The 20,272-nt window shown below is 45.2% G+C and carries 19 protein-coding genes; 4 read left to right on the plus strand and 15 right to left on the minus strand.

Translation table 11 applies throughout. From position 1 onward, the window contains the following. Positions 1-28: 28 nt before the first annotated feature. The 7 genes from MKY66_RS25910 to MKY66_RS25940 all read right to left on the minus strand — a co-directional run bounded on the left by MKY66_RS25910 (position 29) and on the right by MKY66_RS25940 (position 7,186). The gene (locus tag MKY66_RS25910) at positions 29-859 is read right to left on the minus strand and encodes a carbohydrate ABC transporter permease (RefSeq protein ID WP_218639201.1); all 831 of its coding nucleotides are present in this window, start codon (positions 857-859) and stop codon (positions 29-31) included. Continuing rightward, complete coding sequence (locus MKY66_RS25915) at positions 856-1,740, minus strand: sugar ABC transporter permease (RefSeq protein WP_076212860.1); 885 nt, start codon at positions 1,738-1,740, stop codon at positions 856-858. Before MKY66_RS25915 ends, MKY66_RS25910 begins: the two co-directional genes overlap by 4 nt. A 147-nt stretch (positions 1,741-1,887) precedes the next feature. After that, positions 1,888-3,213, minus strand: coding sequence for an ABC transporter substrate-binding protein (locus MKY66_RS25920; protein ID WP_083657186.1), 1,326 nt, complete (start codon positions 3,211-3,213; stop codon positions 1,888-1,890). Positions 3,214-3,375: 162 nt separating this feature from the next. Then, on the minus strand, positions 3,376-4,356 hold the full coding sequence (locus MKY66_RS25925) for a LacI family DNA-binding transcriptional regulator (protein WP_076212863.1): 981 nt from the start codon (positions 4,354-4,356) through the stop codon (positions 3,376-3,378). A gap of 98 nt (positions 4,357-4,454) precedes the next feature. After that, entirely contained in the window at positions 4,455-4,898 is a 444-nt protein-coding gene (locus tag MKY66_RS25930; RefSeq protein ID WP_076212866.1) for a FixH family protein, read from the minus strand. 19 nt (positions 4,899-4,917) lie between these two features. Then, a complete protein-coding gene (locus MKY66_RS25935; RefSeq protein WP_076212868.1) occupies positions 4,918-5,367 on the minus strand; it encodes a disulfide oxidoreductase in 450 nt (149 codons plus the stop codon). Positions 5,368-5,557: 190 nt separating this feature from the next. Then, positions 5,558-7,186: a copper amine oxidase N-terminal domain-containing protein gene (locus MKY66_RS25940; RefSeq protein WP_305956070.1), complete on the minus strand. Its 1,629-nt coding sequence runs from the start codon at positions 7,184-7,186 to the stop codon at positions 5,558-5,560. 330 nt (positions 7,187-7,516) lie between these two features. Between MKY66_RS25940 and MKY66_RS25945 the strand changes: the two genes are divergently transcribed. The 3 genes from MKY66_RS25945 (at position 7,517) to MKY66_RS25955 (ending at position 9,499) form a co-directional block, all read left to right on the plus strand. Continuing rightward, on the plus strand, positions 7,517-7,723 hold the full coding sequence (locus tag MKY66_RS25945) for a hypothetical protein (protein ID WP_017692174.1): 207 nt from the start codon (positions 7,517-7,519) through the stop codon (positions 7,721-7,723). Between the two features lie 201 nt (positions 7,724-7,924). Then, positions 7,925-9,034, plus strand: a complete 1,110-nt coding sequence (locus MKY66_RS25950; protein ID WP_256704272.1) for a stalk domain-containing protein — start codon at positions 7,925-7,927, stop codon at positions 9,032-9,034. A gap of 189 nt (positions 9,035-9,223) precedes the next feature. Further along, positions 9,224-9,499, plus strand: coding sequence for a WXG100 family type VII secretion target (locus MKY66_RS25955; RefSeq protein ID WP_076212874.1), 276 nt, complete (start codon positions 9,224-9,226; stop codon positions 9,497-9,499). Positions 9,500-9,554: 55 nt separating this feature from the next. Here the strand turns inward: MKY66_RS25955 and MKY66_RS25960 are convergent, their stop codons facing one another. The 7 genes from MKY66_RS25960 to MKY66_RS25990 form a co-directional block, all read right to left on the minus strand. Continuing rightward, positions 9,555-9,824 (minus strand): DUF4176 domain-containing protein, encoded by a 270-nt coding sequence (locus MKY66_RS25960; RefSeq protein ID WP_076212877.1) that lies wholly within the window; start codon positions 9,822-9,824, stop codon positions 9,555-9,557. 37 nt (positions 9,825-9,861) lie between these two features. After that, positions 9,862-10,521, minus strand: a complete 660-nt coding sequence (locus tag MKY66_RS25965; protein WP_076213077.1) for a hypothetical protein — start codon at positions 10,519-10,521, stop codon at positions 9,862-9,864. A 54-nt stretch (positions 10,522-10,575) separates the two neighbouring features. Next, positions 10,576-11,538: a hypothetical protein gene (locus MKY66_RS25970; protein WP_256704273.1), complete on the minus strand. Its 963-nt coding sequence runs from the start codon at positions 11,536-11,538 to the stop codon at positions 10,576-10,578. 45 nt (positions 11,539-11,583) lie between these two features. After that, a complete protein-coding gene (locus MKY66_RS25975; protein ID WP_076212880.1) occupies positions 11,584-12,369 on the minus strand; it encodes a hypothetical protein in 786 nt (261 codons plus the stop codon). Between the two features lie 243 nt (positions 12,370-12,612). Continuing rightward, positions 12,613-14,514, minus strand: coding sequence for a hypothetical protein (locus MKY66_RS25980; RefSeq protein ID WP_339806362.1), 1,902 nt, complete (start codon positions 14,512-14,514; stop codon positions 12,613-12,615). A gap of 279 nt (positions 14,515-14,793) precedes the next feature. After that, the gene (locus tag MKY66_RS25985) at positions 14,794-15,846 is read right to left on the minus strand and encodes a hypothetical protein (protein WP_076212886.1); all 1,053 of its coding nucleotides are present in this window, start codon (positions 15,844-15,846) and stop codon (positions 14,794-14,796) included. Between the two features lie 90 nt (positions 15,847-15,936). After that, a complete protein-coding gene (locus tag MKY66_RS25990; protein WP_076212888.1) occupies positions 15,937-17,652 on the minus strand; it encodes a DUF6138 family protein in 1,716 nt (571 codons plus the stop codon). A 298-nt stretch (positions 17,653-17,950) separates the two neighbouring features. On the opposite strand from MKY66_RS25990, the gene MKY66_RS25995 reads away from it, so the two are divergent. Next, positions 17,951-18,193: a hypothetical protein gene (locus MKY66_RS25995; RefSeq protein ID WP_036606815.1), complete on the plus strand. Its 243-nt coding sequence runs from the start codon at positions 17,951-17,953 to the stop codon at positions 18,191-18,193. A 328-nt stretch (positions 18,194-18,521) separates the two neighbouring features. Here the strand turns inward: MKY66_RS25995 and MKY66_RS26000 are convergent, their stop codons facing one another. Continuing rightward, positions 18,522-20,174 carry an extracellular solute-binding protein gene (locus MKY66_RS26000; RefSeq protein ID WP_036668098.1) on the minus strand — a complete coding sequence of 551 codons (1,653 nt, stop codon included), beginning with the start codon at positions 20,172-20,174 and terminating at the stop codon, positions 18,522-18,524. Between the last annotated feature and the right edge of the window lie 98 nt (positions 20,175-20,272).

Here is a 20,272-nt window from a genome sequence, read left to right on the forward strand (position 1 = left end):
TGTCTCTCTCTAAATCACGCAACCGAACTTATTTGATAGCCCCTTGCATGACCCCCTGAATAATGTACTTCTGCGCAAACAGATAAACGATCAATACAGGCAGCAGGGTCAGCACCAGACCAGCCATCAATGGACCGTAATCCACGGTGTATGTCCCATAAAAATAAAACGTGGACAGCGGCAGTGTACGCTGCTCGGATGAAGTCAGCACCAAGGAAGGCAGCAAAAAATCATTCCATATCCACAATACATTCAGTACGCTAATCGTTACGGTTGTTGGCAGTAACACCGGCAGTACGATACGGAAAAAGGTCTGCACTCTGCCGCAGCCATCCATTAAAGCCGCTTCTTCAAGCTCCAAGGGAATACTTTTGATAAAGCCATGGTAGATAAATACGGCAAGCGGACTGCCAAAGCCAATATACATGTAGATCAGCGACCACTTGTTATCCAGCAGGCTGAGCGAGCCGTATATTTTAACCAGCGGAATCATAATGGCTTGAAACGGAATAATCATCGCAGCTACCATCAGGAAAAAGAGATACTGATTCACCTTGCTTTTGTGACGAACAAAGTAATGGGCTGTCATCGCCGCAAAAAGAGCAATCAGTAATACACCTGCAATGGTAATGAGCAACGAATTACTGAAGGCGGATACATATCCCATTTTGTCAAACGCATTGACGTAATTATCGAATTGAAAGGAGCTTGGCAAGCCCAGCGGATCGGAGGTAATTGCCTGATTAGCCTTGAACGAATTGACGATTAGAAGTACAAACGGAAATACAAACAAAATCATCACAACAATTAATACAATAAACTTCATCCAGTTGAGAATGCGTGATTGTCCAGCCATCATGCCTCGACCTCCAGTTTTTTGCTGAAATAGACCTGGAGCAATGTAATGGCGGCTACAAGGATAAACAGAACAAAGGCTTCTGCCTGACCCAATCCGTAGTCACGAGCAAGAAAGGCCTGCTCATAAACATGCATGGATACCATCTCTGTGCTCTTGAAAGGCCCGCCACTGGTCAGGGAGACGTTCAGATCATACACCATGAATCCCCGTTGCAGTGACAAAAAGATGCATACAATAAACGAAGGAACCATCAGTGGCAATACAATGCGCGCCAACATTTTGCGATTACTTGCCCCATCAATGCTGGCTGCTTCCATAACATCCTTCGGCACATTCATCAGTCCTGCAATGTAGATAACCATCATATAGCCGGCATACTGCCAAACGGTCACCACAATGAGTGCCCAGAACGCTTTATCCGGGTCAGCTAGCCAGGAGGTGGAAAACAGAGTAAGGTTCATTTTTTGTCCTGCAAAAACGAGTACCTGATTAAAAACAAACTGCCAGATGAAACCAAGCACGATTCCGCCCACCAGATTCGGCAGGAAAAATCCGGCTCGAAACCAGCCCTGTGCCTTCATTCCTCGAGTTACAGCGTAAGCGAGCAGGAAGGCAACCGCATTGGTCAGCACAACGGTAATAAATACGTACTCCAGCGTCATCCCAAATGATTTCCAGAACACGGTGTCCTTGAACACACCGATGTAATTATCCCAGCCAACAAAGTTTTGATCGATGGCAATGCCATCCCAGTTCGTAAACGTCAAATAAATACCATACAAAAATGGAATAATCATCACCGTAGCAAACGCAAATAATGTCGGGCCAGTAAAGATCAGGCGGGTGCGCAGACGTGTCCATAATCCTTTTTCGGTCAGCATTGTAAACCTCCACTCTATCCAAATGATTAGCCTGGCGGTTATACCGGAAACAAGTCGAACAGACCTCGTGTGGAAGCTGTATGTTCACCATCTCCGGCGTACCGCAAGTCTCTCTCTATGTGCTGCACAGGGCTATGATTAATTCCTTTATTTCACGTTGCTCCAGTATGCCTGAATTTCACTGGCAAGTCCGGCACGGTCAATGACGTCAGCCAAATATTTCTGCATGGATGCACCCAGTTTGGACCAGTGATCCGCAGGAAGTGTGCTCATTGATTCCTCTATTTTGCCTGCCTTGATGTATTCACTAATGGATTTGCCAAGTGGATCGGTTGGCTCTAATGTAATGTTGTTGAATGCCGGAATAATACTGGCTTGATTCACCAGAAAATCCTGACCTTTTTCGTTATAAACGATCCAATCCAAAAATTTCTTCGCTGCTTCCTGCTGGGCTGGTGTGCTCTTTTCCTTATCCAGCAATATTCGTTTGGATACGGCAGCAGAGATTTGCGTATTACCGAAATCATCCGGATTATTGCTCACAGGTACCGGGAGAAAGCCGTATTTTCCATCTGCTGTATCAAAGCTTGAAATTTGCGGCCATGCCCAGTTGCCTTGGAACCAGATACCTACCTCACCCTTGCCAAGCACCTCAGGTCCACGCTCATAGGTTCCGGACAGTGGAGAAGCCTTGTCAATATTGTAAGTTTTCATCAGGTCAAATGTATCTAACAAGCCATTAAATACGGCATTGGATGCAAGGTCCACTTGACCTGCCTTCAGGTCAGTAATGAATTGGTCCACCTTCGCACGGTCCGGCGACTGCCCACCATATGCAAGCCCCAGATAATGCGCACCAAGCGACCAATCCATCGGAGATACAATCAAAGGTGATTTTCCAGTAGCGGCGATCTTTTGGAACAGCTCATCGAGCTGTGCAGTGGTCTGTACAGACTTTGGATCAAATGTCCCACCTACTGCCTGATCCAAAACATTCTGGTTATAGATGAATCCATATCCTTCAATAGAGAACGGGAAGGCATAATTTTTGCCATCAAACGTTGTAGCCGCTGTGCTGTTCTCCACAGCATCCTTCATCCAAGACTCGGATGTGAGATCCAGAACACGATCCTTGAATTTCTCGACATCCCCTGTATCCAGCATCATCATCGTTGTAGGGCTGCCGGAGGCATACAAAGCAGACGCTTTTTCAAACGGAGACTGTCCACTGCCTACAGGTACAATTTCGAGTGTGATATTTGGATTTTCGGCATGGAAGTCTTTAGCCGCTTGTTCCAGCTGACTGTTAATTTCCGATTTGGAATTAAGCATGGTAATTTTGACACTCTCACTGCTGCTACCCTCTGAGGCGGAGTTGGACTCCGTCGCTGCTTTACCTCCACATGCCGACAATACAAGCATCATAATCAAAGACAATACCGATAATTTCATCCATCTCTGTTCTCTTTTCATCTTGTTATGGCCCCCGATCAATAGTTTAAAAGGAAACGCTTACAAATCGAATTATAATGTCAAAGGTTTGACATGTCAATCGTTTGACATACCATTCAAAAAAATTTTTTCTCGACTTCATTTCTTCGTAGCAAAAGGACGAATATGAAAAAACGACCTGTATCAGGTCGTCTCTCTCTCCACGATGGTAACTGGCAAAATATGCTCCATTCCGATCTTCTCTTCCGCGAGTTGGCGCCGAATCAGATCAATCGCCAGCTTAGCCATGGCCTCCACCGGCTGCCTGATCGTTGTAATGCCAGGCACCGTATACGCTGCCGCACGACTGTCATCATAACCTACAATAGCGATATCGTCAGGTACCTTGCGCCCACCTAACACGATCTGCTTCAGTGCATGCACCGCCATCAGATCACTCGTTACAAAGAGCCCATCCACCTCCGGGTGTTGTGCAAGCAGTTTATCCACCAATTCCGTATACTGATGCTGATCAAACACATTGAGATCGGTTTCATGAATCATGACCGGTTTGACTCCATGAGCCTGCAAGGTATCAACGAAACCTGTCGTCCGGCGATTGGACAGCATTTGCAATTCCAAATTACCGCAGATATGTGCAAAATGTCGTCTGTTCTTCGAGAGCAGTAATTCAGCAGCCATAACCCCTCCCTGATAGTTATCAGATGAGATAAACGGGATGTCTTCACCGATCTTACGATCAAAGGTCACGATTGGGGAATGCAGATTCATATACTCATCAACTTCCAGTGTATGACTTCCCATAATAATGCCATCCACGCGATTCCCCTTAAGCATTTCCACATATTCACGCTCTTTGGAAGGGTCCATGTGAGAATTGCATAACATAATTTTAAATCCATTCCGGTAAGCATGATACTCAACATAGCTAGCCAGTTCTCCAAAAAACGGATGGGATACATCGGGAATAATCAAGCCTATAACATTGGATTGTTTACGCAGAAGAGAACGGGCAATTTCGTTGGGTCGATAGTTTAGTTCGTCCATGGTTTGATACACTTTGTCCCGAGTCTTCTGACTGATATATCCCCGGTTGTTTAATACACGCGAGACGGTAGTTACAGAAACTCCTGCCCTGAGTGCAACATCATGAATAGTTGCCATAACAGCCTCTTTTCCTACAACATTCTTCATACCTTTAACATTATAATTATAAACCTATTGCTAAACCTGAACCAAAGCCTTGGCACCCGCCTGCTGCTTCATTCCGCTACAATTCTCGCTCTCGGCATACTATGCATAGCTCCGTGCGTAACATGGACCTGTACCACATACGTACCTGGTTCTTCAAAGGTATGCTGGATTTCATACAGCCCTTCCTCTGCCTCCTTGGCAGTTATAGCCCCCTGATTCTCCAGTTCGTCCGCTGTCATCATACCTTGTTCCGGAGATACAGAAGGCGGATCATCAAGCTCATTCCAGATCTGGAATTGCACATGGTCAGCATGACTTAACGGTGCATCTCCCTGTGTAAGCTTCACCTGTAACCGTGTTGGTTTATGAAGAGTAGCCTTCTCTGGAACGTCAAGTTTCACTTTGATCATTTCCGGCATCTCCCCGGAAGCAGACTGTTCCTCATAGGAGCAGCCAGCGATCAAAAGGATTAGCACCAGGAAGGGCATGAACCACCGAGCTTGTCCGCTCATCACCATCTATCCTTTCTTATTAAGAAGATTTTGGTGTTTTGCCGATACCCCACAGCATCACGATGATGATAATAAAGGCGATCAGTGCCAGCAATGGAATCGTGATGAAACCAAACCAGTTCAAATAGTCGGTATAACATGGAACCTTACCGCACGCGACGGCATTACCTGTAGCCGAAAAAATACGCTGAATCGTTACATGATATAACGAAATGCCGCCACCGACGAAACTAAGTGGGAGTACGTATTTGGTGATGCCCACGTCATCTTTAAAGTAGGCAATGCCCAGCAAGATGGTTAGTGGATACATGAATATACGCTGGTACCAGCATAGATCACATGGAAGATATCCCTTGATCTCACTGAAATAGAGACTCCCCCCTGTTGCAATAACGGAAACGGCCCAAGCAACAAATAACCGGGTATCCACATTTCTCACTGGACGCTCCGATTTTGATGATGTACTCATTCCTCTGTCCCCCTCTTCATTTTGCTAATACCAAATTATCATACATCATTCTAGACTCCATCGGCTATTCAAGCTGTTATGTAGGTCATTACTCTCGATGATTATACCAAATATTTGAACTTTTGGGTGAATACAAAAAAGCTGCCGTATGGGGCAGCTCTTTTTGTTTTAATCTTGTTTCACTCTACTATTACATTGATTTAGTCAGCGTAATGGTACCATCTTTTTGTGCCCATTTCACATCCCAGTTCAGAAGTTCAGCAATGAAGCGCAGAGGTACTTGTGTACGTCCATCTTTATTTACAAATACAGTTGAACCCACATTTTTCTTCACACCGTTCACTTCCATCACGTTGTTGTTCACCCAGAATTCAAGGATATCATCGCCAGCCATTACCGTTACTTGTTGTGCTTTTTTGTCCCATTTCACTGTTGCGCCAATACCTTCACTCAAGAAACGCAGTGGAATGTATGTTGTGTTTTTCCAAAGCACTGGTGTGGTGTCCATGTTGGTTGTTTTGTCGTTAATTTTCAGCATTTTGCTGTTCAGTTGCATCCACACCGTTGTCATATCTGGCGCCGGTGCAGGTGTTGCTGGCTCTTGGAATTTGTCGTTGAATTGAGTCACGATGGCATTACCCAGGGCTTGGCCTACACCAAACATCACTTTGAAGCCTTCACGATTTGTTGTGTACGAAGCATCATAGTTACCTGCTGCATATTGATTCAATACGTTTTGTACTTGATTTTCATGCGTTGTCAGCGCTTGTTGTCCTGCTGCTTTTGGCAGATTGCCAGCTGTTGCTGAATCCAGGAATGTAGCGAATTCTGTTGTAAATCCATCAATACGTTTCTCTACTGCCGCACGGGCCGCAGCATCATTGTTTTTAACAGCTTTTACATAATCGCTTTGTGCATTGACGTGGTTCGTTACCCAAATTTTCTCGAAAGCATTGGCACCGTCGTTACCGTAAACGGAAGCAATCGCTGCTTTGAAGTCAGCTGTGTTTCCAGCTTCAGCTGTAATCAGTGCGTTGGAAGCGGCTGTACGTCCATCAAATTCCTCTTGCATTTGCAGAGCCGAAAGTGCAAAGTGTTCGGAAGCCAAGTGGTTGAGTGCAGATCTCAGATCAGCTGCTTTTGTATCCGCTTTGGTATTTTCGAATTTCTCAGGCATTTGTGTCGTAATTGCTGTGGAGAGTGCTTTACTTACGTCGAACATTTCTTTGAAACCTTCACGGTAAGCCTTGTATGCATCAGCGTAATCTCCAGCTACATACTCATCAAATACTTTTTGCACGAGATCTTCATGTACTTTCAGCGCCTGTTTGGCTGCTGCTTTTGGCAACTTGCCTTCGGTAGCTGTGCTCAGGAATGTGGAGAACTCATCCACGAAACCGTTGATGTTTGCCTGTGCTTGTTTGATTCCAGCCTGGTTGCCCATTTTGGTTGCTTTCACCAGATCATCTGTGTATTTGTTATGAGCGCGGAAGATGCGTTCGAATTCTTTGGCACCTGCGTCACCGTATAGGGAAGCGATTGCTGGTTGCATATCCAGTGCATTCTGGTCGAGTGCTTTGTAGGCTGCATCTGCATCTTTTGCTCCGTCATATGCTTTGGCCATTGCGGTTACTGCGAGAGCAAAGTGCTCGGACAACAGGTGGTCCAGGTTTGCTCTCAGGTCAGCCGCAGGTGTGTTCACGGATGCTTTCATCATGGTCATTGGTGTCTGTGGTGCGGCAGCTGCTCCAGCGATCCCCGGCATCAACAGTGTCAAGCTAAGTACAGGTGCGATAAACTTCTTCATCTTCATTTTCATTACGTGTTCACTCCTCGATTATGTTGTGTGTATAATTTCTTTCCTTGTCGTCGTCTTCATAGGGTGTAACGCAGGGTTCTCTCTTCTGGATCACTCTGTGGGCCAAAAAAATTCACAGCCTTCAGTGAAGAAAGCTGCGAACGCCTGTTGTATCAAGGTTTTTTTGAATTAAAAAAATATAAAATTGTAGTGATCTTTCCGATCCAAGACTACATACATACTGTAATATAGATACTTCATTTTCCTTTATTTCTCAACTAAAGCTTACATCAAAGGTTATCCTGAAGTACAATAAGGACATAACATATTATCCGCGAAGGAGGTCCATTCATGACCTGGTTGCCTTATGTTTTAATTGTGGGTATCGCCTTGTTTGGAGGTATTGCTACCATGATCATCGGAAATTCCAAAGCCAATCAGACCAGCAACCCCGAATATGACCGCCGCACAAAGCAAAACCTAAGCAAACTTTCCTATGTATACGTTGGTGCGATTGTCCTTGGTTTTGGCGGACTAATCCTCTATCTTTTTAACTAAACTGTTTCGATTCGACAAAGAATACGTTCAAACACACCAAGCAGCTTCCGTTTTCGTTCTACATTCTCCTGTCTATATACACATGTTTACAAGTTGGAGATAATTCAGAATTATTCTGGATATGTTCGGGGTTTAATATAAAGCCATAAGGGACAGCGAGCCCATTAAACAAAACTAAACCCCAACTTGAAGGAGAGATATATGATGAAAAAAAACATGAAGAAATCCGTAGCAACGATGATGGTACTGGGCATGACTTTAACAGGAGCAACAGGCGTATTTGCCGGAACGCAACTGGAGAAAATCTCTGCATACCTTAACCATGGAATCAGCTTTAATGTCGATGGCGCGGCTTACTCACCAACCGATGGCAATGGCAACAAACTTGCGCCAATTACTTATAACAACTCTACTTATCTGCCCGTACGAGCGCTTGCCGATGCACTGCATGTGCCTGTATCCTATGACGGCAAAAAAGGACAGGTCATGATCGGCCAAGCAACAAGCAATCCATCAGCTTTGACAAATGTAACGTATAGCGCAGCACAAAAAGAGGCGATTCAAAAAGCTTTTGCACAATTCGATGGGTTCGAGACCGCTTATGCACCTCAGCAGATGATCGCAGGTGACACGTTCAAAAGTGTAGGTGCGGGTGGCGACGGCGTCAGTTTTGTTTTCAACCATATGAAAGTGGATGTGTCCCCAAGAGATTATTCGGACGGTTATACGAGCAAAGACGTGAAACTCTCCAATGGTGTTATTGCCAAATGGTACACACCAGATCAAACGGGCATGCTCACGTTCCAACTGGATGATCGCTACGTTACCCTTAGCTCGCCGGATCATAAGCTGAGCCAAGCTCAGTTGCAACAAGTCGCTGTCTCTGTTCAAAAGTCTAACAGCAACAATGATCAAGGGATCACTGCATTCGCTGATGTGAACTATAGCAAACAACAATTGGATAATATTCGCAAGGCATTTGCGAAGTTTGACGGGTTCACAACAGCCTATGCCCCACAACATATGGTTGCTGGAGATACGTTCAAAAGCGTAGGTGCAGGCGGTGATGGTGTAAACTTTGTTTTCAATCGTATGAATGTAACGGTATCCCCTAAAGACTACTCGTTCAGCTATGATGGCAAAACGGTAAAACTGCCTAATGGCGTATCAGCCAAATGGTATACACCAGACCAAACGGATATGCTCACGTTCAAGCTGGATGATCGTTATGTAACCATCAGCTCGCCGAATAACCAATTGACTCACACTCAACTGGAGCAAATGGCGGTATCTGTACAAAAAGTGAAATAAACAAAAATAAACACACATCATTTCGGTCCCGCTCTATGAGCTGGGGCTGATTTGATGTGTGTTTTGTCCTATGTAAGACACGCTACACTGATCTGAAAACAAGGCTTTTGTCCAGCTTCATTTTGAAAAAGATGGGGTTATAATGGAATATACATTATCTTATGCAAGAAGAGAAACGGAGTGGACCTCATGAACCAGCGTATTGATCTGTCCCCAGAAGAACTGCAACAACTTGCGGGTGAGTTCAATAAGGCATCCCAGAACGGACATGATATTCTTACCCAACTCAAAACGATGATTGATCAGTCTGAGGGACAGTGGGAAGGGGAACGCCAGCGAGAGTTTCTCGGGCGTATGAATGACAGCATGACAAACATCGGTCATTATTTGCGCGGTTTACAGGAAACCAGCACCAGTCTTCAACAGACAGCGACGCGTTTTCGCGAAACGGATCAGTCACGTTAGGACTGATCCGTTTTTTTCATTTCCTCATATGTAGGACCGACCTTTACAACTCGGGCTACTTACGCTCCAGTTCCGCCGCAAATGTCTCTTCCTCCTGATCCACATACCCTCTGAAAATGATCTCTTCGATATCTTCATGATTGAATACATACGTATAATCCGGATTAATGTAACCCTCAGGGTATAGACAGCCAATATAATCAAATTGACGGGGTGGTTCTGTCATTAACATCTGCTTGCGTCCATAGATGACAAGCTTCTTGGTGCCTTCTTTTAAACGAATAACAGACCCATTCGGTAGAAACGAAGCTATATTTTTTTCCAAAATGATCGCCCTCCTTAATTATGACTCTATCCTGCAATTACCCCTCTGATTTGTTCATAACCTGGCGAAGCCAGTAATACCGATGCAAGTCCATAATGAAGTGAAACACGACAAAGGCCAGCATAATGTATACACACATCAGCACAACAGCCACAGTCTGCTGCGTAACAAAGGCCAGTGAAATATTGGCCAGAAGATATGCTCCGCCCGTAATCATCGTTAATGTGGCAACAGGCATACCCGGGCTTTTATCCCCTTTTTTCCGCTGAGGGGGCTGCCGTAGCTTATGCAAACGAAACTTCACGTATTGAAACAAGGCAAAACCATATACTGCAAATGATCCAATGGCGTACCAAGGTGTCGTCAGAGCAAGTGTCCCGTAGGCAAATTTCTGTATAATCACCATAAATCCCACAGAACAAACGATGCCAAATACCCCTCGGAACAATACATAATTCAGTTGGAGTCTGCGTGGGGCAGCAATAAGGGCAATCGCCCATATATTCATAAAGACTAGCGGTGGCACGAGAATATACGCATACATAGATTGGAACGGGACACTGAACACGGGAATGAGCAGAAATACGTTAAGAAAAAACAGAACAAGCGTACCTACACTCAGTCGAATACCATCTGCCGCATAGATGACCAGATAGTTCTCAAATGTTTCCCTTGGGTAAGGAGTGCCTTCATACATTGTAGAAACAACGACGTCACGGGCCGAGGGTTTTGAACGTTTTTTGTTCGCCATTTATTTAAACCACCCCGCCACTGTGGACCAGGCTTTCTTCGCACCATGCTTAACAACATCCTTCACCGAATCATCCTTTCCGTCACCGTCCAAATCCATATTCACCGTAACCCCTTCAGCTAGGTAAGTCAGACCTACGGAAACGCCCAACCCTACTGCACCTACTGCAAGCACAGGTGCCGCCGCAGGCAAGATGGCCGCAGTCAACAGCGTTGCACCTACCGTTGTTGCACCGCCTACGACAACATTCCCAATGATATCACCAGCAATTTTGTCACTGCCCGCGTTCTGATTGATGTTCTCTTGGGTATCTGTAAACACGTCTATTCCCACACTTGCCCAGCCAAGCTTGTCTGTCAAGGCCGATTTTACGGCATAACCAGGCTTGATCATAGAAGCTACTTCTTTAATCTGAGGAGTGGCCGTTCCATTGGCAATTTTGGCTTCGATATCACGCACATAATGGATTTTGTAATCCCTTGGTCTGCCGTTCGCAGCCTTATTGTCTTTAACTGAATCATAGCTCTCACGGACCAGAACGCGAGGAGAATTCCGATCCAATTGAGCCTTGATCATATAACCGTTCTTCACGCGATAACCCAATCTGGCAACTGCCGCTGCTCCTGTCAATGTTCCTACCGTGCTCCCAGGGCCATCAAACGGAGCGAGTGGATTGATACCCGTAAGCCCAAATGTCCCCCCTGACTGATCCTCCTGTTCCATCTTCTCACGGGTTGTCTTTACATATGCAGCCAGCTGCTGCATGCTCTGTCCAGCCGTCTGAAACCGATGCTGATGTGTCTGGTACAGACCAATAATAGTCTGTCGATTCCCCGACTGCCAGGCAGCTCCCTGAATGGCATGTTGGAGAACACTGTCCACCTGTTGCAGTTGTGCCGTCACCTGTTCAATCTGCTGCGCGAGTGAATTCAGATAGTCTGACTTCATGACAATTTTGGTCAACTGGATTCCCCCTTAGTTTACATATATGTATGACTCATATCGGACTTAAACTCCGGACAGTACGGATAATGAACGCGTCGTTAGCAGAAACAGGCTTTGCACCAGTTCTTCTTCCGTTATCTTGAAAGCTGTAAATAGACCATTCTCTTCCCCCTCAAGGAACAACCAATTACCGTGGATACTACCTATAAAATAAATGGTTTGCGGCTGTCCTTCCTGTCCTCGGGTGTACACTTCATACTGCCCCCACTTCTCCAGCGTGGCAAAGCCTTTAGCCAATGTCTGCATCAAAGCCTGATCCAGATGCCGGTCCTCTTGCAAAATAGATTCGAACATCTCCAGTGCTGAATCGACCGCCAACGCAGACAGACGCTGCAACGTTTCTACCTGCATGGGTGTACGAATTGTATCCTGTGATTGAGTGTTTACATTGGAAGCTAATGGATCAGGTAGTTCAATCCGATTCCCAATGACCTGAAACATTTTTTCGAATTCGTCAAAAGAAGTGAGTAGCGCCTGATCTTGTGCAGGTTCCCAGACCCACTCAACCAACTGCATGCCTGACAAAAATCCATAGGTCACCGATGATTTCCCATCTGTTGCACGCAAATCTAGTCTGGTTATTGCACTACTGAGCTTACAGCCTGTAAGCAGGTTGTATATTTGCGGGTCTATGGTGATCTGTTGATTGTCCAATTCAATAATACCTTCTTCAACAAGACCTGTGAGAATTTGTTCATAGCTATGCTTGGCCTGTTCACCCTGTAATGAAGGGTCTTTCAGATCCATGAGAAGCTGATCCGCTTCCGGAATATTCATCAGTTGGAACAACAACAAGGCCTCCCGGCCGCAACACTGAAACGATGTATATGAAGGCAAAGTCATTCCCCCTTTTCCATGCTGTCAATTTAAAGACGTTGGCGATAGATTCTATTCTTTTATTGTAAAAGGAACCTTGGCTGGGCTCAATGCGCCCCCACTCCTGATATTAAGCCATTAGGCCTGATTATATATACCCAAAAAAATGAAAAAGGCACAGCAAAAATAATGCTGTACCGGAACTGCTTATTTTCTTTAAAATTTATTTTTATCAAATGGTTCTGGAAGCTTCAAGGAGTACACCATCGTTGATTTTCCTTCTTTCACGGGAATAATCACGTTAAGCACACCGTCTTGTAACATGTTTTCCGGAATTTTGGCTGTGCTAAATCCCCACTTCCTCTCAGGTATGTCCGTTAAAGATACTTTCCCGATCACCGAAGTGTAGTCTGGATTGGTGAACAGCAACTCTGTAATTGAATCTTTAGAGGAGGAAATGGTCAATGTTCGATCAAAATTCAGCACTACACCATCAATTCGGTCTGGCACAGCTGATTCCATCGGCCTAGTATTTACCGGATCTAATTGGTAACTGTCCCCTACCCGATCCATCCATCGTGCACTTGCCTGAAAAGGGAGAATTTTGGGCTCCATGGCCAGATCAGTACCCTTTTCTTCATCGCTTATGCTTAATTGTTTGTTGTACCTACTTCCTTTTGTTTCCGATACTTTGAGCCCCAAGTCCTTACTCCACTGACCTAAAGGAATAAAGGTCTGATTGTATAGCGTCAACAATTGTTTTGAAGGTTGATTTACACTGGAAGAACGCTGTCCACGAGTGAAGGTGATCCGATCCTTGCCGAGATTATATTGAATATGAAATGCTTTAGTGAATACTTCTAAAGGAACATAATGCTGCCCTTCCATATAGAAGGTGGGCTGTCCTTTATACTCCAATACACCCTGATCAGACTTAATGGCTACAGGCTCCATGGGGAAAAAGATAGTAGAGAACTGAAAGGAATTCCAGTAATTTTTCCAGTCAATGTACCTTTCATATGTCAATTTGAGATGTTTATTTTCTGAAATAATATACAAGGATGGCGGGTAAGAGCCCGGATTGGAAAAATACTGTTCAATAATATACTCATCCTCAGTAATCCACTGAATACTTTGGGTACGAGCGCGATAAGGAGAATCATAGGAACGAATCCGTTTAAGGGTCTTCAGATCATAAACTTGTACCTTGGACGACTCCATTTTACTATCCAGACCGTTCTCTGTTACCAGAACCAATGTTTTTCTTTCGGGTGAGATAAATGAATGCACATAGCCCACTCGCTCTTTAATCAGTGTGGTTTTTTTGCCATTTTTGGTTACAACCACAGTCCAGTCTGATTTCCGATCCCTCGTGTTACCTTGAGAAACATTTAGATGAACATCTGCACTTACCTGAAAAGCTTTAGTAGACAAGCCTGTCTTCTGGTCAGGCTTCATCCACAAGTCACTTACTTTGGCCTTCTTCCCCTTTATACCGCCATAATCAAGATAGTGACAGTCTAAAGTATCTGTACAATATACCCCAAAATTACGGGTTTGTGGAATCGGTGATACCACATATTTAGTATCTGTAAAATCCCTTTCCAGCAAAATATTTCCGCGAGTGTATACTTTTTTTCCTGTGACCATGGAATAGTAGTTGGATTTAGGAACGTTTTTCTCGTAGATCGTATAATATATTCCGATTTGAGGTTCCAAGTAGATACGGTTTTCTCCCTCATGGACTTTGCGAAGTGTGTTCGAGCTATAGTCATACTCATACAAAACGTAATAATGCTGCTTATCATCCGTGGCATAATAAGTTATGTATCCTTTTAATCCTGCTGGTGTGTCACTAACAATAGGATCATACTGATGGGAAGTTGTCGTCAGACCGGTATGTATACTAGGAAGGATAGCTGGATCAGTAAAATGGTGCTCATTTTCTTTGATTTCACCTGTATCAAAACTTGTTCGAAGCGTAGTCACGGCCACCTCCGTGCCTCTGACTGCAAAACGAATGTTGTGTTGCACCCGATCTTTGGATGAAATGGATCGCTCTGCGTTCTGTGCGGTTTGAACTATTGAAGTGGACGCTGAGACTGTGAATTCCGACATGCTAAGTATAAAAATTGAAACTAAACTAACGATGAGCCATTTGGATACTCTGGACATACTTAACTCCTTCTCTGTGCAATGGATTTGGTTGAGACTCGTTAAGTATAGAACTTTTGATCTAAATATTCATTACTTTTTCTTCCATCTTCTGGCCCTAATGGAACACTCCAAAGGACGGAGACAGATCTATTCATTTATCTGTCAACTGCCCTTTAGACTCCACTAAATCTCTTTCTAAGTATGGGATGCTACCGCTTAATAGCTGTTTCGGTTAATCCATCAAACCTTTAGATCAGCCAAACGAATAACCCTGCGATAGACCATTGCATCCATCAAATCCTCCCAGTCGAGTTCACTGGCATTGACGTCTCGATAATACACGGCAGCAGCAGGCAAGGAACCAACCAACGGGCCTGTTCCACCACATATCAGGCTACCGCCGTCTCCGCCTTTGGGCATCACATCTCCAACCGAATCCAGTGTAAGCTCATACTTGTAGGGATCACCGGCAAATTGCACTCCGAAGAAATTTGGCAGTTCCAGATCATAAGGACAATCATCCTTTTCTTCAACCCGTGAAGAGGCCGTCTCTGCCAATCCATCCACAATTTCATCCACGCCTTCCAGACTTCCAAAGTGCTTTAATCTCATCGTATAGTCGAAGCTGTCACCCCAGGGAAATAACGTGCGACAACCGCCGCCATAGATGTACTCCCATTCGTCTTCGGTCAGCAAACCAAAACCCGCCGCAGCTTCCTCCCTCACAACGTCTTCCAACTCTATTCCTTCGTTGAACCACAGAACTCGGACTTCATCCTCACTTTGGCGAATCAGACTGAATTGTTGATGCAATTCATATTCACGTATTTCCGATTGCTTAAACTGCTCCAGTGCTGACGGGAAATCAGGATTTTCCTGTGCAAATGCTTCCTCATTGGACACTTCAATCCAGCCAAGTGAGATCAGTTCACATTCAACAAGCATCGGCGCAATGTTGACCGTTCTTACAGGTGACATTTGACTCGCCAGAAACGAATCCACGTCCTCCACACCATACTCACTGACCGTTTCATGCAGGTCGGCAGAGGTCTCTTCGTTCATACCATACTGCCAACGATCCCAGCCGAGTGTTACTTGATCCCCAGGCACAAACACAAATCTTAGCCCATCCTCCGTAAATACACCTGTCTCCATCCGATGACCAAATCGTTCAAATGTCTCGAGACCCTCATATACCATACCGTCTGGTAACTGACGAACAAGCTTACGCATCCAAGCCTCTTTGTCCTGAGCATTCAACGCCTGCCATATGTCTCGTCTCAATGCCTCCACAACTTCACCCACCTCTCCTTATGCACTTTCACTTCTCTAAAATGCTTTACTGGCTGGCACAGCACAATCTTACTTGTGTTGTTTACATTTTTATTTCCCTGCGGCCTGCAACAGTTCCAGCAATAATTCCTTCCGTCTCCCTTCCGCTTTGCGAGCTAGCGTTGTTAGCTTCTCCACCTTGCCAAAGATTGGATAGAGTACACGTTCCGCTTCATAATGCTCAAGTTTTTGAATCTGTCTAACCAGCAGTTCGAGTATTTCCTCATTCTCCAGCTCGGGCTGAATCTTCAGCTTCAGACTATCGGTCGAACGACGCAAGCTGGCGACTAACGCAGGTATGGCTTGAGCCGTTACACCCTGTTTTTCCACAAATGCCGCAATGAACTTATCCTGAATCAACTGATGCTCATCATCCACTTCGCCCATGTAATATTCAACCAGCGGGAAATACCGCTCATCCACAAGCCCCAGCCCAAAGGTTGCATAACTGCCTGGCATACAGCTTTTCTCTCCCTCGGTATCCTCGTAAAACTCGAACTCCTGGATAGCCTCACGCGCATACTCTTCCAGGAGTGGATGCAGCTCCGGGTACTCCAGTGCATTGGCAAAGAATCGGTGGGTATCCGACTTCGCAAGTCCTTTGATCGGCAAATACTGCTTTACGGCAGATTTGAGCTTGATCTTATAACCTTTCGGAAAGCCCTGTTTCAATAAATGAGTGATAAAGGTAAGTGCCTGCCGATAGGCACCCGGCTCTTCCTTACGAATGTGAATGGTCATCAGTGCAAATACATCATTTGCTTTGCATTCTACTTCTTCCGTTTTCACATGAATATCGTCCTTCGCATACGTTCCGCTACCTTCTGTCATCATCCGTGCCGCACGACGGCTACCCAGCTGCTTCGCGAGTTCCAGAAAAGTCACACCTTTGGGTTTGCTATAACTCGGCTCAAAACGTAGAATCATGACCGCCGCGTATAACAGCAGATCGATTGGTTGAGACTCGGATGTTTGCTGCTCCCCATGCTCGTCCAAATGTTGGTCTGTCTGTGTTTCAATGTTCGATTGAAGCGTTGCTCCGGGCTTAAGTGAATATTCATTGGTACGATAAGGCGAAGACTGAACATCATAATACTGTGGCAAAAACTGATTCTCCGCCCATGCCGTCACTGCACGAGTAATCTCACCACGATGTTCCGCCAGTGCATCCGGACGCCCCTGATTCAACTCTTGAATCCCGTCATACAGCCTGATGGTCCATGCTACATCCAACTCCGGGAACAGCTTTGGATCGAGCAGATGACTCGTCAAAAAGAAGGATTCCAATGGCTTCGTTGGATATGTACTGTTCTCCAGATTCTTGTCTACATAGGTATGAATACGCTCAAGGAGCAGCTGTCTTTTCTCTTCGTTGATCCATTCCAATAAAGTCAGTTGCAGCTTGCCTTCGGTTGTTGGAAATTTCCCGCGGAAAGTAAAGCGGTAGTCAATCAACGGAGTATCTGCCAGCTTGTCCAATCTGCCCTGAACAACCTCTACAAGCTTAGGCCCGATCTCGTTACGTACCTGTTCCTCGGTAAAAGCTCCTGCCTGCTTTGATTTCACATCATCATCCAAACCCAGATCCAGGCTGTCTACCGTGGTCCGTCCAGGTCTGTAATCCAGCACAATATCATTAAAAATACCCATTTGCAGCGTGGTTCGCTTAACAACACTTTCCAAGTCATCCCGCTTTTCCTGTTCATCAAACCATTCATGAATCGTCGTTATCATCTCTTCCATCGCCTGATCATAAAGTGTACTCATCTGATCTCCTGCCTTCCCATGCATCTAATGATGTTCATCAACCACACTTGAACTTTTGTGAATCCCGGACCAGCCCAAGACATCTATGTTATAAATACGTATTAATGTTCGTATACTCCCTATTATTTTACTCTCTCAAGTACACCCGGAACAATAAGGCTTACGCACGGTTGCTTGCTAGTCAAAGAGATCTACGGATTCCTTTTTTTTCATATCTATGTACGCTCTCGGCATGCCCTCGCTATCATCATCCCCACGTTGTATAATCATTGTATTCCTTTTCAGGAGGTCCGACGAAATGAGCTACAGCAAATACTTCCCCTTGGAAAACTATTTGAATCAAGTTTCAATCACCCTTACATATGCAGAGCTTGAGGAGATTCTTGGATTTACGTTACCCCCTACAGCGTATAATCGCGAACAATGGTGGGTGAATAATTCCAATAATCATACACAGGCACTATCCTGGTTAAATGCCGGATGGAAGGTGGAAAATGTGATTCTAGGAAAACAAGTAACTTTTGTCCGCTGCGAGTCATAATCGATCTGTACGATATAGATTGAACTAAAGGTTATTCACACTTACCACTCCAATGACAGAACAACCTTCCGATCACTGTTATCCCCAGATTTTTTTCATTCACTCTTACAAAGGTAAAAATCTATGGATAAAGGCGACCGCTTCGCTTCTTCAGGTTATTTCTGCCCTCTTCGTTCTCGTGTGAATGTTTTAGTTCAATATATATAGATTATTGGTATCCACTTCATAGGCTCTATTTTTCTTATCCTTGTTGTTTTTTGTTATTAAAATGTCTACTAAAAAAGCAGGGTAGACTGATGAATTCATCAGTTCTCCCCTGCTTTGTAAATTAATTTACTGTCTTATACCACTCGTTCACTTCGGCGGTAATATCATCGCCACCCATGGACTTCCACTTCGTCACAAACGCATCAAATTCCTCAATGCCTACCTGACCATAGATGATCTTGCTGAACGTATCTTTCTCCAACTTGTCGATCGCGTCCTTCTTCATTTTCATCGTCTCGGTTGGTGCTCCCGTGAACTTGTTCTTGATCGCGTTATCTTTATTCGCAACGACGACTTCAGCGGCTACAAACACTTCCGGTTTGTTGGCAATCTTCGTATTTTTCTCAAAAGGAGTCTCCGGTTCTTTGCCCTTCGCAAGTTCCGCCAGCGTATCCATCATGAGATTCGGAATCCGCGCACCGTCATACGTAATCGTATATTTGAGTGGTGATACGCCGTCCTTCACTTCAGCTTCACCAACGACTTTGCCATCCACGATGTCATAGTCGTATCCTTGCGCGAAGCCATGTTCGAACTCGCTGCCCACTTCCGGATTAGCAAAGTTGTCGAACAGATAATTTTGATACGTGAAGAAAATCTCCGGGTTCGCCATGTCTTTGTTAATCAGTACAACGCCGTTACTTGCACCAGAACCATGCTGGTGGCTCTCACCTGTTGGTCCTGTAGGTAAAGCAATGGCCTTGTACGTGGCACCGTCCACATTTTTCTTCACATCATCAATCGGCCAGTTTGGCATCCAATGTGGTCCCACAATAATGCCTGCTTTACCTGCGGTGAACAATTCTGCTGCCTTGATCTCGTCATAGACGCCTGCTTCTTTGGGCAAGTAACCTTTGGACAGCCAATCTTTCATCGTTGCAAGACCTTCCTTCACACCTGGCTGGATGGAGCCATATTGCAGTGTTCCGTCTCCAGCATCATTCCACTGTCCAGGCATCGTGTTGTACATGCCGAAGATCCAGCCGGATTCCGTCATCCAGGTATTGAGCGCATTTTTCATGCCCACGGTCAGACCATACGTATCTTTCTTACCGTTCCCATCGGGGTCCTGATTCGTAAAAGCATCCATGACCGTAACCAGTTCATCCATGGTTTTTGGTTCTTCCAGTCCCAGCTTTTTCAGCCAGTCTTCCCGAATAAACATGACCGAATCGCCGTTGTAGGCATAATCGAAGATTGGAATGCCATAACGCTCGCCCTCATACATGTACGGATACCATTCCTCCGGCGCCGATTCGGATGCCTGTTTCCATGTGTCCGAAGCATACTTGTCAAACAACTCGCCTGCATTTGCAAACTTGCCCGATTCAATTAATTCCCGGACCAGATTGTAGTCTCCCCGAATGGAGACAATATCCGGCAGTTCTTCGTTAGCGGACAGGGACAAGCGTAATTTCGTGTAAAATGCATCATTGGTCACCGATACGGCCCACGGCGTGGTCAGATCGATGCCAAGTCGCTCCTTGGCCCATTTGGTATGCACATTGTTCTGTGCCGTTTCCCCATTCTTGAACTTCGTGTCATCATTCCAGGCCCGCAAATAACTCATCTGTACCGCCGGTTCATACTTCCCATCTTGCAGAGCAAGTGGTGCAGCGGCTTCCTTCGCCGGTTCTTCCTTGGCCCCCGAACTACATGCCGTTACAGCAACCATCGTGATTGCGAGCAATGCCGTCATCATTTTTCTATACATGAACTAACCCCTCCTCAGGTAACTTGGATACCCTTATGTGCCAAATGCACCTCTGCATGTGGCATTATGCACCTTACATGAAAAGGATAGTGCAGCCG

It is taken from the genome of Paenibacillus sp. FSL R5-0766 (genome assembly GCF_037971845.1).
In the GTDB taxonomy this organism is placed as follows: Bacteria; Bacillota; Bacilli; order Paenibacillales; family Paenibacillaceae; genus Paenibacillus.